The organism is Variovorax glucosi (assembly GCF_051216695.1).
GTDB lineage: Bacteria > Pseudomonadota > Gammaproteobacteria > Burkholderiales > Burkholderiaceae_C > Variovorax.
Genome location: NZ_JBPJZE010000001.1, coordinates 169,088 through 182,241 on the forward strand (window position 1 = coordinate 169,088; position 13,154 = coordinate 182,241).

At 65.2% G+C, this 13,154-nt stretch carries 16 protein-coding genes; 7 read left to right on the forward strand and 9 right to left on the reverse strand.

From position 1 onward, the window contains the following. Positions 1-8: 8 nt before the first annotated feature. The 5 genes from ACSFA3_RS00830 to ACSFA3_RS00850 are packed head-to-tail and all read right to left on the reverse strand — an operon-like array spanning position 9 to position 5,096. Positions 9-1,298: a sulfate adenylyltransferase subunit 1 gene (locus ACSFA3_RS00830; protein WP_435503509.1), complete on the reverse strand. Its 1,290-nt coding sequence runs from the start codon at positions 1,296-1,298 to the stop codon at positions 9-11. Then, positions 1,298-2,251, reverse strand: a complete 954-nt coding sequence (cysD, locus tag ACSFA3_RS00835) for a sulfate adenylyltransferase subunit CysD (protein ID WP_435503510.1) — start codon at positions 2,249-2,251, stop codon at positions 1,298-1,300. The genes ACSFA3_RS00830 and cysD overlap by 1 nt, the downstream gene beginning before the upstream one ends. Continuing rightward, positions 2,251-2,877 (reverse strand): phosphoadenosine phosphosulfate reductase domain-containing protein, encoded by a 627-nt coding sequence (locus tag ACSFA3_RS00840; RefSeq protein WP_435503511.1) that lies wholly within the window; start codon positions 2,875-2,877, stop codon positions 2,251-2,253. Before ACSFA3_RS00840 ends, cysD begins: the two co-directional genes overlap by 1 nt. 12 nt (positions 2,878-2,889) lie before the next feature. After that, entirely contained in the window at positions 2,890-3,294 is a 405-nt protein-coding gene (locus tag ACSFA3_RS00845) for a DUF934 domain-containing protein (protein WP_435503512.1), read from the reverse strand. Next, the gene (locus tag ACSFA3_RS00850; RefSeq protein WP_435503513.1) at positions 3,291-5,096 is read right to left on the reverse strand and encodes a nitrite/sulfite reductase; all 1,806 of its coding nucleotides are present in this window, start codon (positions 5,094-5,096) and stop codon (positions 3,291-3,293) included. The genes ACSFA3_RS00845 and ACSFA3_RS00850 overlap by 4 nt, the downstream gene beginning before the upstream one ends. Before the next feature lie 234 nt (positions 5,097-5,330). On the opposite strand from ACSFA3_RS00850, the gene ACSFA3_RS00855 reads away from it, so the two are divergent. Both ACSFA3_RS00855 and ACSFA3_RS00860 read left to right on the forward strand, forming a co-directional pair. Next, the gene (locus tag ACSFA3_RS00855; RefSeq protein ID WP_435503514.1) at positions 5,331-5,537 is read left to right on the forward strand and encodes a hypothetical protein; all 207 of its coding nucleotides are present in this window, start codon (positions 5,331-5,333) and stop codon (positions 5,535-5,537) included. Between the two features lie 4 nt (positions 5,538-5,541). After that, positions 5,542-6,237, forward strand: coding sequence for an SDR family NAD(P)-dependent oxidoreductase (locus ACSFA3_RS00860; RefSeq protein WP_435503515.1), 696 nt, complete (start codon positions 5,542-5,544; stop codon positions 6,235-6,237). A gap of 21 nt (positions 6,238-6,258) precedes the next feature. On the opposite strand, the gene ACSFA3_RS00865 is transcribed toward ACSFA3_RS00860, so the two are convergent. Both ACSFA3_RS00865 and ACSFA3_RS00870 read right to left on the reverse strand, forming a co-directional pair. Next, positions 6,259-6,978 carry an extensin-like domain-containing protein gene (locus ACSFA3_RS00865; RefSeq protein WP_435503516.1) on the reverse strand — a complete coding sequence of 240 codons (720 nt, stop codon included), beginning with the start codon at positions 6,976-6,978 and terminating at the stop codon, positions 6,259-6,261. A 21-nt stretch (positions 6,979-6,999) separates the two neighbouring features. Further along, complete coding sequence (locus ACSFA3_RS00870; protein WP_435503517.1) at positions 7,000-7,914, reverse strand: transglutaminase family protein; 915 nt, start codon at positions 7,912-7,914, stop codon at positions 7,000-7,002. A 166-nt stretch (positions 7,915-8,080) separates the two neighbouring features. Between ACSFA3_RS00870 and ACSFA3_RS00875 the strand changes: the two genes are divergently transcribed. The 5 genes from ACSFA3_RS00875 to ACSFA3_RS00895 all read left to right on the forward strand — a co-directional run bounded on the left by ACSFA3_RS00875 (position 8,081) and on the right by ACSFA3_RS00895 (position 11,709). After that, on the forward strand, positions 8,081-9,124 hold the full coding sequence (locus ACSFA3_RS00875; protein WP_435503518.1) for an SAM-dependent methyltransferase: 1,044 nt from the start codon (positions 8,081-8,083) through the stop codon (positions 9,122-9,124). A gap of 19 nt (positions 9,125-9,143) precedes the next feature. Continuing rightward, positions 9,144-9,719 (forward strand): DUF2878 domain-containing protein, encoded by a 576-nt coding sequence (locus tag ACSFA3_RS00880; RefSeq protein ID WP_435503519.1) that lies wholly within the window; start codon positions 9,144-9,146, stop codon positions 9,717-9,719. Next, on the forward strand, positions 9,694-10,518 hold the full coding sequence (locus tag ACSFA3_RS00885) for a DUF1295 domain-containing protein (protein ID WP_435503520.1): 825 nt from the start codon (positions 9,694-9,696) through the stop codon (positions 10,516-10,518). Before ACSFA3_RS00880 ends, ACSFA3_RS00885 begins: the two co-directional genes overlap by 26 nt. Then, positions 10,515-11,210 carry a DUF6134 family protein gene (locus ACSFA3_RS00890; RefSeq protein WP_435503521.1) on the forward strand — a complete coding sequence of 232 codons (696 nt, stop codon included), beginning with the start codon at positions 10,515-10,517 and terminating at the stop codon, positions 11,208-11,210. Before ACSFA3_RS00885 ends, ACSFA3_RS00890 begins: the two co-directional genes overlap by 4 nt. A gap of 70 nt (positions 11,211-11,280) precedes the next feature. Next, complete coding sequence (locus tag ACSFA3_RS00895) at positions 11,281-11,709, forward strand: DUF2177 family protein (RefSeq protein ID WP_435503522.1); 429 nt, start codon at positions 11,281-11,283, stop codon at positions 11,707-11,709. 24 nt (positions 11,710-11,733) lie between these two features. Here the strand turns inward: ACSFA3_RS00895 and ACSFA3_RS00900 are convergent, their stop codons facing one another. Then, on the reverse strand, positions 11,734-12,399 hold the full coding sequence (locus tag ACSFA3_RS00900) for a ChrR family anti-sigma-E factor (protein WP_435503523.1): 666 nt from the start codon (positions 12,397-12,399) through the stop codon (positions 11,734-11,736). Beyond that, complete coding sequence (locus ACSFA3_RS00905) at positions 12,396-13,073, reverse strand: sigma-70 family RNA polymerase sigma factor (protein ID WP_435503524.1); 678 nt, start codon at positions 13,071-13,073, stop codon at positions 12,396-12,398. The genes ACSFA3_RS00900 and ACSFA3_RS00905 overlap by 4 nt, the downstream gene beginning before the upstream one ends. Positions 13,074-13,154 lie beyond the last annotated feature (81 nt).

A 13,154-nucleotide genomic window follows, 5' to 3' on the forward strand; every position in this document is an offset into this window, starting at 1 on the left:
CGGGCATTTTAAAGGCGAACCAATACCGCAGCAGAGGTCTTGTGCGATGCCGTATCGACCAGCACCAGCGATCCCAGCGCACGCGATTGCGCGAACGGCAGCACCGCCAGCGGCTGCTGCAGCGTCAGCACGATGTCGCCGATGGAGTTGGCTTCGAGCTGCGTCGCAGGCTCGGATTCGAGCGTCGTGATGTTGACGCGGTCGACGATACGCGCGACCTTCGCCTTGACCCAGCGATGACCCTGCAGCGCCCAGTACACCCGGCCCGGCACCAGTGGCTCATCGTCGAGCCAGGCGACGGTGGCGGTGATTTCGCGCACGGGCGTGAAGGCGTCGGGCGCCAGCAGCCAGTCGCCGCGCGACACGTCGACTTCGCGGTCCAGCACGATGCCGCCGCTGTGGCCAGCGTGCACCGATTGCGGCTTGCGCGCGTGGTCGAGCACCTGCGCGACGGTGGCGGTCTGGCCGCTTGGCAGCACTGTCACACGCTGGCCCGGCGCGACATGGCCGCTGGCGACGCGACCCCAGAACACGCGACGGCCCTGGGTCGTATCGGCAGAAGCGGAAAATTTCTCGACCCATTGCACCGGAAAGGCGAAGGGCACGTCCTCATCCTGCGCGGTGACCGGCAGGCCTTCGAGCAGGTCGAGCAGGCCCGGACCGTCGTAGCCGGCCCAGTCGGGATGCGGCGTGACCACGTTCCAGCCCTTGAGCGCGGAGATCGGCACGATGGCCGCGACCTTCACATCGGCGCTGGCTGCGAACGCGTTCAGCGCACCCGAGATCCGTTCGAACGCAAGCGCGGCATCGTCGATGGCGTCGAGCTTGTTGACCGCGAAAACGATCGACTGCACGCGCAGCAGGCTGCACAGCAGCGTGTGACGGCGCGTCTGCGCCAGCAACTCGCGCTCAACTGTTTCCCCATCGCCGATTTCCGCCGCCCACTTGAGCTTGGTCGCGTCGACCAGCACCACCGCCGCGTCGGCGCTCGATGCGGCCGTGACCATGTTGCGCGTGTACTGCTCATGCCCGGGCGCGTCGCCGATGATGAACTTGCGGTTCACGGTCGAGAAGTAGCGATAGGCCACGTCGATGGTGATGCCCTGTTCGCGCTCGGCGGAAAGGCCGTCGGTCAGCAGCGCCAGATCGGTCTCGCCGCCGCGCTGGACGCCGGCCAGCTGGTCCTGCAACACGGTCTTGCTGTCGACAAGCAAACGCCCGATCAGCGTGCTCTTGCCGTCGTCGACGGAGCCGCAGGTAATGAAGCGCAAGGCTGCGCCGGTATCGATCTCGCTCATCAGAAGTACCCGTCCTTTTTCCGCTTTTCCATCGATGCTTCCGAAGTCATGTCGTCCATGCGCGTCGCGCCGCGCTCGCTGACGTCGACCGTCAGCGTTTCCAGCACCACGTCGCCGGCATTCGCGGCCAGGCTTTCAACCGGACAGGTCGTCGTGATGTCGCCGACCGTGCGGAAGCGCACGTCGCGCACCTGCACCTGCTCGCCGTCGCGTGGCGGTGTCAGCGGCGTCACCGGCACGAGCAGACCGCGACGTTCGACGATCTCGCGCTTGTGGGTGTAGTAGATCGAGGGCAGGGCGATGCTCTCGCGCTCGATGTACTGCCAGACGTCCAGCTCGGTCCAGTTCGAGATCGGGAACACGCGGAAATGCTCGCCGGGCGAAAGGCGCGTGTTGAACAGGTTCCAGAGTTCGGGCCGCTGATCCTTCGGCTGCCACTGGCCGAACGAATCGCGGTGCGAAAAGATGCGTTCCTTGGCGCGCGCTTTTTCCTCGTCGCGACGGGCGCCGCCGATCAGCGCGTCGAAGCGGAATTCCTCGATCGCCTCCAGCAGCGTGACCGACTGGTGCGCATTGCGGGATTCGCCGGGATGCGCGAGACGCACGGTGCCGCGCGCCATCGAATCCTCGACGCTGCGCACGATCAGCTCTGCGCCGAGTTCCTTCGCGCGGAAGTCGCGGAAATCGGTCACTTCGGGGAAGTTGTGGCCGGTGTCGATCATCAGCAGCGGATAGGGAATCCGGCCGCTGCCGAAAGCCTTCTCGGCGCACTTCAGCAGGACCAGGGAATCTTTGCCGCCCGAGAACAGCAGCGTCGGCCGCTCGAAGGCGCCGGCGACTTCGCGCAGGATGAAGATGGCCTCTTCCTCGAGCGCGTCGAGGTGGGTGTTGGAAAGATGGGCGGGCGGATGCATCGTGGACTGCAGCAATTCGGATTCGGTACGGGCGTTCATCAATGTTCGAGGTGCAGGCCGCACTCGCGGTTGTCTTCGCCCTTGGTCGGGTCGACGTAATCGAAGTTGTTCGGCAAGCCGTGCGCGACGCAGTATTCGTGCAGCTCTTTGGACGACCAGTGCAGCAGCGGTGCGACCTTGATCAGGCCGTCCGGATTGATGCTGACCGGGTCCATCTGGGCGCGCACGGCCGTGTCGGTGGCCCGCAGCGCGGTGAACCAGACCTTGGGCGCCGTTTCTCGCAGCGCACGAGAGAAGGGCTCCAGCTTCACCTCCGCGGTGAAGGCGTCGTGCCGCGGATCGTCCAGCGCCGGTGTCGCACCTTCGACCGCTTCGCGGTGCGCACGGGAGCGCAAGGGCAGGTAGATGCGCAGATTCAGGCCCAGCAGCTTCGTCACTTCGTCGGCGAAACGATAAGTGGCTTCGGTGTTGTAGCCGTTGTCCATCCAGATCACCGGCACGTCGGGCTTCGAGCGCGCGACCATGTGCAGGATTACGGCTTCGAAAGGACGGAAGTTGGTGGTGACGATGGCGGGCTGGCCGAGACCGATGGCCCAGTTCACCAGGCCCTCGGCGTTGCGTCCGAGTTCGGCGTTGACGTGTTGTAGATCGAGATCGTTGCTCATGGAAACTTCCGTTCAGTTCGCGGCGGCATTCGACGCGAAGTGCGGCGCCGTGTGCACCGCATCGCCTTGATAGAAGGCGGAAAAACGATCGAACTGGCGTTGCGCATCGGATGCGTCGACGCCTTCCTTCAGCACCGCGCTGGAGAACCCGGTGCGCTCCATCTGCACCAGCTGGTCGATCAGCACGTCTCCGGTCGCGCGGATGTCGCCCTTGAAACCGAGGCGGCGGCGCAGCAGGAAAGCCTGGCTATAGGCGCGGCCGTCGGTGAACTTCGGGAAGTGCAGGTCGATGCGCTCGACATCGTTCAGGCACACCTCGATGGCTTGCGGATCGGCATCGTTCTGCAGTTGCAGGACTTTCGGGCTGCCGTCGTCGACGTGGTCTTCGGACGCGATCAGGATCAGGGACTTGTTCATGCCGACACCTCCACGGACTTGTCTTCAGCCTTGAAGCGCGCGCCGTTGGCTGCGGCCTTGAATGGGTCCGGCCCGACGCGCCGCAACGTGTCGATGAATGTTTCGCGCTTGCCGTCGACGATGGTGCGGCTGTCGCGGTAGGCGCCAAGCACCGCTTCGATCACTTCAGGCACTTCCGCCGCCGAGAACGACGGACCGACCGCCTTGCCGGCCACCGAAGGTCCGCTCAGGTCGGAGCCGTCGGAGCCGCCGAGCGACACCTGGTACCACTCCTTGCCGTCCTTGTCGACACCGAGGATGCCGATATGGCCGCTGTGGTGGTGGCCGCAGGAATTGATGCAGCCGCTGATGTGCAGATCGATCTCGCCGAGGTCGTCCAGCTCGTCCAGATCCTGGTAGCGCTCGGTGATGGCTTCGGCGATCGGGATCGAGCGCGCATTGGCCAGCGAGCAGAAATCGCCGCCGGGGCAGGCGATCATGTCTGTCAGCAGCCGCACGTTGGCGCTCGCGAAACCGGCAGCGCGCGCTGCGGTCCAGAGCGCGTGCAGGTCTTCGGCATGCACCCAGGGCAGCAGCAGGTTCTGGTCGTGCGTGACGCGGGCTTCGCCGGCGCTGAAGCGATCGGCGAGCGTGGCTGCGATGTCGAGCTGATCGCCCGTCGCATCGCCCGGCGCCTGCTTCAGACGCTTGAACGACAGCGTGACGCAGCGCAGCGCCGGATTCTGGTGCGGCGCGACGTTGCGCTGCAGCCAGCGCGCGAACTGTTCGTCGTCGGCTGCGTGCTGGCGCAGCGCAGCTTCGGTCTTGTCGGTGCTCTCGATCACGCGCGTTGCGAGTTGCGGCGGCACGAAGGAGGCGGCGACGCGGTCGTATTCGGCCTGCGTGATGGTGTGCGGCGCGCCGTCGTGTTCGAGGATCTGCGTGTATTCGGCATCGACGTCGTCGATGTAGCGCTGGCCTTCGGCCTTCACGAGGATCTTGATGCGCGCCTTGTAGATGTTGTCGCGCCGGCCGTAGCGGTTGTAGACCCGGATCACCGCCTCGAGGTAATTCATGATTTGGCTCCACGGCAGGAACTCGCGCAGCACTGCGCCGACGATCGGCGTGCGCCCCATGCCGCCGCCGACCTGCACGCGAAAGCCCAGCTCGCCGGCTTCGTTCCTGATCAGCTTCAGGCCGACGTCGTGCCAGCCGGTCGCTGCGCGGTCTTCACCGGCGCCGGTGATGGCGATCTTGAACTTGCGCGGCAGGAACGCGAATTCGGGATGCAGCGTGCTCCACTGCCGCATGATTTCCGCGAACGGACGCGGATCGGCGATCTCGTCGGCCGCGACGCCCGCGCGTTCGTCGCTGGTGATGTTTCGGATGCAGTTGCCGCTGGTCTGGATGCCGTGCATGTCGACCGAAGCCAGCAGGTCCATCACGTCGGCGCTCTTCGACAGCGGAATCCAGTTGTACTGGACGTTCTGGCGCGTCGTGAAGTGGGCGTAATGCGTCGGCAACCTGTGGGAGCCCATCGCGCCCTGCACCTCGTTGGCCGTCTTGTAGACGGCAGCCTCGGGCTCGTCGTATTCGCGGGCGATGCGGGCCAGCACGCGCAATTGCGCGCTCGACACTTCGCCGTACGGCACCGCGACACGCAGCATCGGCGCATAGCGTTGCACATACCAGCCGTTCTGCAAACGCAGCGGCTTGAATTCGTCTTCGGACAACTTGCCCGATTGCCAGCGCGTGAGCTGGTCGCGGAATTGCGCCGCACGTGCGTGCACGAACTGGCGGTCGAAATCTGTGTATTGGTACATCGTGGTACTTGTAGGAAGCCGAAACTGTAGAAGCGCAGCGCTTTGAATCCAACTATCTTTTGATTCGCGCTTTATGCGGATAAGCTTATTCGCCAGCATCCATGCGGGCTGTAGGCTGATTGGCAGCCTTTTCCGGATAAGCCGGCCGGGCTTCGACCCGGCGCTAAAAAGTCGATGAGCATACAAAATCTTCGCTCCACATTCGGAGTCAACTGCCATTGGTGCGGATTGCCGATGGATTTCAACGAACCCCACGACCGCGCCGAATCGGCAACGATCGAACACCTGAACGACGCCACGCTCGGCAGCGTCCGCAAACAGAAGCATCGCCGGCTCGCGCATCAGATCTGCAATCGGATGCGGAACGAATTCAGGATGCAGGCGGAACGGCAGTTCGCGCAGTGGATTGCAGGGCACAAAGCGGCAAGCCCGTCGGATTAAAAAAATGAACTCCTTCCCCAATGACTTCCATGCACTCGTGATCGGCGCGTCCGGTGCGATCGGTGCGGCGCTAGTTGCGCGGCTGCAGGCTGATCCGCGCTGCGGCGGCGTTGTCGCGCTGGGTCGTCGCACCGATCCATCCATCGACTTCGACGACGAAGCCAGCATCGCCGCGGCTGCCGGCCGGCTTGCCGAACAGGGCCCATTCCACCTGATCCTGAACGCCACCGGCATCCTCCACACCGCCGATTTCATGCCGGAGAAGCGGATCGGCCAACTGAACTATGCGCAGATGGAGGCGACATTCCGCGCCAATGCTTTCGGCCCGGCGCTGGTGATGGCGCATTTCGCGCCGCTGCTCGACCGCGAACGCGGCGTGCTGGCCGTGCTGTCGGCCAAGGTCGGCAGCATCGAGGACAACCGGCTCGGCGGCTGGTACAGCTATCGGGCGTCGAAGGCGGCGCTCAACATGTTCCTGAAGACGGCTGCGATCGAAGTGCAGCGCAGCCAGCCTAACGCGGTGCTGGTCGCGCTGCATCCGGGGACTGTTGATTCGGCGCTGTCCGGGCCGTTCCGTGGGGCGCAGATCGGGCGGAAGCCGGACGACGTGGCGGCCGATCTGCTGCACGTCGTCGACGGACTGACGGTTGCCGACACCGGCGGCTTCTTCACTTACGCGGGCGAAAAGCTTCCCTGGTGAGCCGAGCCGGAGCCAACGCGTTCATCGGCACATCGAATACCCGCCGGTTTCCAGGTGGAAGTGATCGCGGTGCGCCGCGTTGTAGTCCGGGCCGAGCACACCCTTGAAATAGCGGCAGGCCCCGGCGTGGGCGTCCTGCAGAAATTGCGCGTGCAGCGGCTTGTCGGCTGCGTTTCCGCTCTTCCAGTCAGAGACGAGGCTGATCCGGCGCCCGTCGGCCAGCGTCAGCGAGGCGATGTCCAGCGCATCGGCCGTCGCGTGCCGACTCCGAGAGGCACCGGCCGGCACGCCTTCGCCCAGGTTCACGTTGCGGCACGCATAGCTCCCCAGATGTTCAAGGGCTGCGACCCGCTGGCCGTACCGTTGCTGGGCGGCCGGCTGGAGCGCATGCCGCTCCCACATATATAGAGACAGCGCCATCGGGCAGCTGAGCAGCACCGGAGGCCCGAATCGGACGGCCGCGGATCGCAAACGCACGGCGTTCGTGAAACCGCAGCCGGCACCGGTCACGCGGTCGGGCACCGTGTCGTACTGCATGTCGGTGGTGGCGAGCGCGGCGCTGCAGAGCGCGGCGTCGTCACGCGTGCGGGCCAGCTTCATGCCGGTGAGCCAGTCGGGCGGCGCCGTGACGTTCAGCGGCGCCCACGGGTTGTAGCGATCGGGAACCTCCAGCTTGCCGCTGTAGATGGCATACGCCGCCGCGACCGCCGCGGTGAACACCGCAAGGAACAGCCAGCGCAATTTTCGCGGTCCTTTTTCGGCTCAGCGTGCGCGCCGGGTCACGGTGACGCTGGCTTCCAGGCCCAGGTACGCGTCCGCATCGCCGAACCAGCTGCCGGAAACCGGCGCCGCGAAGGCCGGATCGCGCGCCACGCCGACCCGGATCAGCTGATTGCCGCCCAGCAGGTTGTTCGTCGGGTCGTACGCAACCCAGCCGGCGCCCGGCAGATAGGCCTGCAACCACGCATGGGTGGCGCCCGCGCCGACGGTCGGTTCGCCGCCACGGCCGCCGCCGTTCGCCTGGACGGCGTTGGCGTCGAGCGCGACGTCGTACAGGTAGCCCGACACGAAACGCGTCGCCACGCCGAGACGGCGGGTGGCTTCCATCATCAGCAATGCGTAGTCGCGGCAGGTGCCGCTGTTGAGTGCCAGCGTCTGCAACGGCGTCTGCGTGCCTTCCTCGTCGCGGGTTTCGTAGCGGAAATGCTGGTTGATGTGCTGGTTCATGCGCTCCAGCAGGTCGCGCGTCGGCGTCGGGCCATCGTGCCGGAAGAACTGGTGCGCCCAGGCGATGAGCTTGCCGTCCGGGTCGTCGTGGTGCGGACGCAGGTAGTGTTCGAGGTCGAGCCGGTCCTGCAGCGAGTAGGCGAAGGGCAGGAATTCGGCCGACGACGACAGCAGCGACAGGTCCTGCGAAACGTCCGCCCGTTCGATGGTGAAGGAACAGGTCAGCCGCAGTTCCAGCGCCGGCCTGATCGGCTGAACCAGCGCGACCGAGTTGGAGTGCGGGTCCTGGATCATCCGCACGATCGCTTCCGGGCTGACCTGCAGGTCGGTCGCCAGCACCCGCAGATCGTGGCTGTCGCGCGGACGGAACATCACGCGGTGCTCGCCGAAGGTAACGGGCTTGCTGTAGCGATACACCGTGGTGTGGATGATGTCGTAGAGGGTGGGCATGTCCCCATTGTGCGGGCCTGCGATGTCCGGTCGGCGGCTGATTTTGTAGGGCAGCGCCGTGCATTCGGTCACGAATCGAATCCAAGGCGCTTTGCCTTGCGTACACCTGATCGAAAGCGGCCTCGAAATCAATTTCGCCGATTCCGGCAACTTCGAGAAGTACCTCATGACGCAAAACACCGCAGTGGCGATCCGGCTGGTCGAGCGCGGACTGGTTCCCGACACCATCATCCGGCAGGGCATCCGACGGTTGCTGCGCGAACGCATCGTCGAGCTGCACAGCGGCGACACGGCCAAGGTGGCCGACCTCACACAGCGCTTCTTCGACGAGATGGGCAAGGCCGAGCTGGCGCCGCTGCCCGAGAAAGCCAACGAGCAGCATTACGAAGTGCCGGCCGCTTTTTTCGGTCGTGTGCTTGGCATGCATCGCAAGTACAGCAGTTGCTACTGGCCGGAAGGCGTGGATACGCTGTCGCGTGCGGAAGCGGCAGCGCTGGAGATCACCTGCGAGCGCGCGGGACTGGTTGACGGGCAGGACGTGCTCGAGCTCGGCTGCGGCTGGGGCTCTCTGTCTCTGCAGATGGCGGAGCGCTACCCGCGCAGCCGCATCACCGTGCTTTCGAATTCGAACTCGCAACGTGCCTACATCGAGTCGCAGGCGCTGGAATGGGGGCTGGACAACCTCCGCGTCATTACTTGCGACTTCAACGTTTTCGACACCGTCGAACGTTTTGACCGTGTCGTGTCCGTCGAAATGTTCGAACACCTGCGCAACTGGCCGCAAGCGTTCCGCAACGTCTCGCGCTGGCTCCGTCCTGGCGGACGCTTCTTCATGCACGTTTTCACGCACCGTGGCGCGCCGTACCCGTTCGTCGAGCGCGACGAGAGCGACTGGATGAGCAAGCATTTCTTCTCCGGCGGGATGATGCCCAGCGAAGACCTAGCACTGCACTGCCAGGACGACCTGCGCATCCTGCACCGCTGGCGCTGGGACGGCACGCATTACCAGCGCACCTCGGAAGCCTGGCTCGACAACATGGACCGGCATCGTGCCGAACTGATGCCGCTTTTCAACCAGACCTACGGCGAAGACGCCGCGGTCTGGTGGACGCGGTGGCGGCTATTCTTCATGTCGGTCGCGGAGCTCTTCGGCTTTGAGGAAGGACAGCGCTGGTGCGTGAGCCACTACCTGTTCGAAAAACGCGCCTGAGCGGTCGGATCGATCCGATATGAGCGTCGTCAGGCCGAGTCGCCGGGTGCAGATCGCCAACTTCGCGTTGTCGCAGCTGGGGTGGTTTGCGGCTGTGCTCGGCGCTGCGCACGGCATGCCGCTTCCCGGCACGGTCTTGGTGCTGGCGGTGATCGGCTGGCACCTCGCCGTTTCGGCGCGGCCGTCGACCGAAATCCGGCTGGTCGTGCTGGTGGGGTTGGTTGGCTTTGCGGCCGAATCGATCAATACGCTGCTCGGCAACGTCGCTTATCCGTCCGGCCAGCCTTTCGCCAGCCTTGCGCCGTACTGGATCGTCGCGCTCTGGGCGCTGCTCGCGATCGCGCTCAACGTCACGCTGCGCTGGCTGCGCGACCGGACTTGGCTGGCGGCAGGGCTCGGTGCGGTGCTCGGGCCGGTTTCGTTTTCGTCGGGCGTGCGCCTGGGCGGTGCCGAATTCGTCCATCCGGCCGCCGCGCTCGTGACGCTGGCCTGCGTCTGGGCCGTGCTGCTTCCCGCCATCGTGCGGCTTTCCATTCATTTCGACGGCGTCGCCGTGCCGGAACCGATCGATGTCCAACCTCATGCCAATGCCTGAAAACCTGTCGATGCTGCAGATCGCCTTCGCCGGCCTCGCGCTCACCGCATTCCTCGGCGTCCTGACGTGGATCGCCAGCTTCATCCGCAGCGACGTCAGCCTGGTCGATCGCGTCTGGGCAATCTTCATCGTGGGTGCGGGCATCGTCTACATGCTGCTGATGCCCGACCCGTGGCCGCGCGGTGCGTGGATGATCGCGATCGGCGGATTCTGGGCGCTGCGGCTGAGCGGCTTTATCACCTGGCGTAACTGGGGCGAGGGCGAGGAGCGGCGTTACCAGGAGATCAGGGCGCGCAACGAGCCGAATTTCCGCTGGAAAAGTCTCTATCTGGTGTTTTCACTGCAGGCGGTGCTGGCATGGGTCGTGTCGGCGCCGTTCTACGTCGGCGCGGCGGCCGGTGCGAAGCCCATGAACTGGATCGATGGCATCGGCATCGCGGTCGCGATCTTCGGTGCGCTGTTCGAGGCGGTCGGCGATGCGCAGATGGCTAGTTTCAAGGCCGATCCGAAGCACAAGGGCCAGGTGATGGACCGCGGCCTCTGGCGCTACACGCGCCATCCGAACTATTTCGGCGAGGTCTGCGTCTGGTGGGGTCTGTGGCTCGTTGCGCTCGGTGGCGCGGGTTGGGCAGGCGCCTGGAGCGTGGTGTCGCCGCTTCTGATGACGGTTCTGCTGCTGAAGGTGTCGGGCGTGAGCCTGCAGGAAAAAGACATCGGCGAGCGTCGACCGGCCTACCGCGACTACATCGCGCGCACCAACGCCTTCATTCCGGGTGCGCCGCGAAAGGGCGGGCGGTGAGCGCCGTTCGCGCCGCTGTCTTCGGCGTCGCAGCCATGCTGACGGCTGGGGCAGGGCATTCAGCCGAGCCGGGCGCGGGCGCGGGTGCCGGCGAGTGGAACTTCCAGGTCACGCTGGACGACAAGCCGATCGGTACGCACCGTTTCAGCGTGACTGCGGAAGGCGCCGATATGCGAAAAGTCGTCAGTGACGCAGCCTTCACCGTCAAGCTGCTCGGCCTCACGGTGTACCGATACCGCCATCAGGCGACCGAGCAGTGGCGCGGCGACTGCCTGCGGGCGCTTTCCAGCAGTACCGACGACGACGGCGAAGCCAGCCGGGTGCGTGCGGTAGGGGAGAGCGACGGCCTGCGCGTATCGACGGAGGCACCGGCGTCCGTCACGCCAGCCGTGCCGCCGGTGCAGACACTGGGCGGTTGCGTCATGAGTTTTGCGTACTGGAATCCGGCGATGCGTTCGCAGACGCAGTTGCTCAATGCGCAGACCGGCCGCTACGAGGCCGTGAAGATCGCCGAAGCCGGGCGTGGCAGCGCCGAATCGTTCGTGCTGCGCGGGCAAAGCGTGAGCGCGACGCGCTGGCGCATCGAAGGTCCCGTACAGCCGGTTGATGTCTGGTACACCGCGCAGGGCGAGTGGGTCGGGCTGGATTCGACGGTCGGCGGCGGACGCAAGCTGAAATACCGCCTGCGGTGACCGCGAAGGACGCGGCTGATCCAGTCGCGCGACGGATGCGTAGAGACGACTCCAACATTCAGGAGGCTTCATGTCCATCCGTCATTTCTTCGTGTCGTATCTTTCGACGGCCCTGGTCTTCCTGGTGCTGGATGCCGTCTGGCTCACCGTCATGGCCGACCGGCTGTACCGTCCAGCGCTCGGCAGCATCATGCTGGAGCGTTTCTCGCCCGCGCCCGCGGTGATCTTCTATGTGATCTACATGGTCGGCGTGGTTGTGTTCGCTGTCGCGCCGAGTCTCGTCAGCGGCCGCTGGACCACGGCGCTGGCGCTTGGAGCGCTGCTCGGACTGATGGCCTACGCGACGTACGACCTGACGAATCAGGCGACGCTCAAGAACTGGTCGTGGACGGTGACGATCGCCGATCTGTGCTGGGGCACCTTCGTGACGGCGGTTGCTGCCGCTGCCGGAAGCAAGATCACGTCGTCGGTGGTCGGCAGCATGGCCGCGAGAGGCTGAAATCGGGCGTGAATCGGTCCGGAACTACATTCCGACCAACGCACCCAGCGTGCGTGCCACCGCGCCCTTGAACATCACACGCCCCTGCACCGACGCCAGGCAGATGCATTCGCTCTGCGCATGCACCACCGGCTGATGATGGATGCTGCCGTCGGCCTCGTCGAAATCGCCGGCGCCGAAGACCGAACGACCATCGTCGAAGCTGCCGTATAGAACCTGGGTCAGCTCGACTTCGCTGTGCGTGTGCTGCGGCAATTTCTTGCCTGCGCCGATGCGCAGCAGGAAGACATTGGCTGCCGAATCGTGCGGCAGCGTGACCCGGCTCCAGCGCATGCCGGGGCCGAGCCAGCGCCATGGCGTGACCTTGCAACCTTCGAACGCCTTCGGCCAGGTCGCGCCGGACGGCAGGGAGGGAAAAGAGGACCGGCCGATTGTTTCCGACGTCGAGCCGAAAATGTTTCTATCGATCGTGTCGATGGCTCTCAGAGTGCGAACGAAGGCATCCGGGGCGAGCGTGGCCGGGGCCAGCGCATCCAGGAGGGTACCTCCGACCGCGTCCAGCAGCGCCATGCGCTCGCGACACACGCTGCATTGCTCGATATGGCTGGCCACCAGCAGTGCCGGTCCGGCTGCAAGACTGCCGGCCGCGTGGGCGAGCAGCATTTCGTCTTGGGGATGGTGTTGGATCATTGTTCGTTTCCCTCCGATGTCGCGACCAGCCGGCGCAGATGGCCGATCGCCAGTCGCAGTCGCGACTTAACGGTGCCGAGCGGAATACCGAGCTCGGCTGCAATGCGCGCATGCGGCGTGTCCTCGTAGAACGACATCCGCAGCACCAGAGCCTGTTCTGGCGACAACTGCTTCATGGCGTTTCGCACGCCGTCTTCGCGTTGACGGATGTCGAGCTGGTCTTCCGGACGCGGTTGCGTGTCGGGCAGCTCGTCCGCTTCGTGCCCCTCCGGGCCGTCGACCTGCGGCGCCCGGTTGCCGAGCCGGCGGAAATAATCGACCCGCAGATTGCGTGCGATGGTGAAAACCCAGGTCGATGCACCTGCGCGCGCCGCGTCGAACTGCGAAGCCTTGCGCCAGACGCTGACCATCGCTTCCTGCGTGAGCTCTTCAGCGAGTCCGTCGGCCGTGCCGAGACGGATCAGATACGCCTTCACGCGAGGCGCGAAGTGCTTGAAAAGTGCTGCAAAGGCCTGGCGATCGCCATCGAGCGCCACGGCCTGTGCCCATCGGTTCAATTCCTCGCTGCTGGGCATCGCGTTCCGGCTCTGATGCAGAGTGACAAACGACAGGCCGCGCGGCTGCGCCGGAGCCCTTTCGGGAGGCGGCGCGATGGGCTGTCGGACGGTGTTCATGCTGCGTCTACGCACCGTCGGCGGGATTAGATCACAGCGCTTCCGCCATTCATGGTGTATGGGTTGATGCGAGAAACGATG

What these genes read in the sequence shown, in the direction of transcription:
- ACSFA3_RS00855 (WP_435503514.1), top strand. Translation starts at nt 5,331, where the DNA reads ATGGATTTCAACGAACCCCACGACCGCGCCGAATCGGCAACGATCGAA.
- ACSFA3_RS00850 (WP_435503513.1), bottom strand. Translation starts at nt 5,096, where the DNA reads ATGTACCAATACACAGATTTCGACCGCCAGTTCGTGCACGCACGTGCG.
- ACSFA3_RS00870 (WP_435503517.1), bottom strand. Translation starts at nt 7,914, where the DNA reads ATGCCCACCCTCTACGACATCATCCACACCACGGTGTATCGCTACAGC.
- ACSFA3_RS00845 (WP_435503512.1), bottom strand. Translation starts at nt 3,294, where the DNA reads ATGAACAAGTCCCTGATCCTGATCGCGTCCGAAGACCACGTCGACGAC.
- ACSFA3_RS00900 (WP_435503523.1), bottom strand. Translation starts at nt 12,399, where the DNA reads ATGATCCAACACCATCCCCAAGACGAAATGCTGCTCGCCCACGCGGCC.
- cysD (WP_435503510.1), bottom strand. Translation starts at nt 2,251, where the DNA reads ATGAACGCCCGTACCGAATCCGAATTGCTGCAGTCCACGATGCATCCG.
- ACSFA3_RS00875 (WP_435503518.1), top strand. Translation starts at nt 8,081, where the DNA reads ATGACGCAAAACACCGCAGTGGCGATCCGGCTGGTCGAGCGCGGACTG.
- ACSFA3_RS00840 (WP_435503511.1), bottom strand. Translation starts at nt 2,877, where the DNA reads ATGAGCAACGATCTCGATCTACAACACGTCAACGCCGAACTCGGACGC.
- ACSFA3_RS00860 (WP_435503515.1), top strand. Translation starts at nt 5,542, where the DNA reads ATGAACTCCTTCCCCAATGACTTCCATGCACTCGTGATCGGCGCGTCC.
- ACSFA3_RS00880 (WP_435503519.1), top strand. Translation starts at nt 9,144, where the DNA reads ATGAGCGTCGTCAGGCCGAGTCGCCGGGTGCAGATCGCCAACTTCGCG.
- ACSFA3_RS00885 (WP_435503520.1), top strand. Translation starts at nt 9,694, where the DNA reads ATGTCCAACCTCATGCCAATGCCTGAAAACCTGTCGATGCTGCAGATC.
- ACSFA3_RS00830 (WP_435503509.1), bottom strand. Translation starts at nt 1,298, where the DNA reads ATGAGCGAGATCGATACCGGCGCAGCCTTGCGCTTCATTACCTGCGGC.
- ACSFA3_RS00905 (WP_435503524.1), bottom strand. Translation starts at nt 13,073, where the DNA reads ATGAACACCGTCCGACAGCCCATCGCGCCGCCTCCCGAAAGGGCTCCG.
- ACSFA3_RS00895 (WP_435503522.1), top strand. Translation starts at nt 11,281, where the DNA reads ATGTCCATCCGTCATTTCTTCGTGTCGTATCTTTCGACGGCCCTGGTC.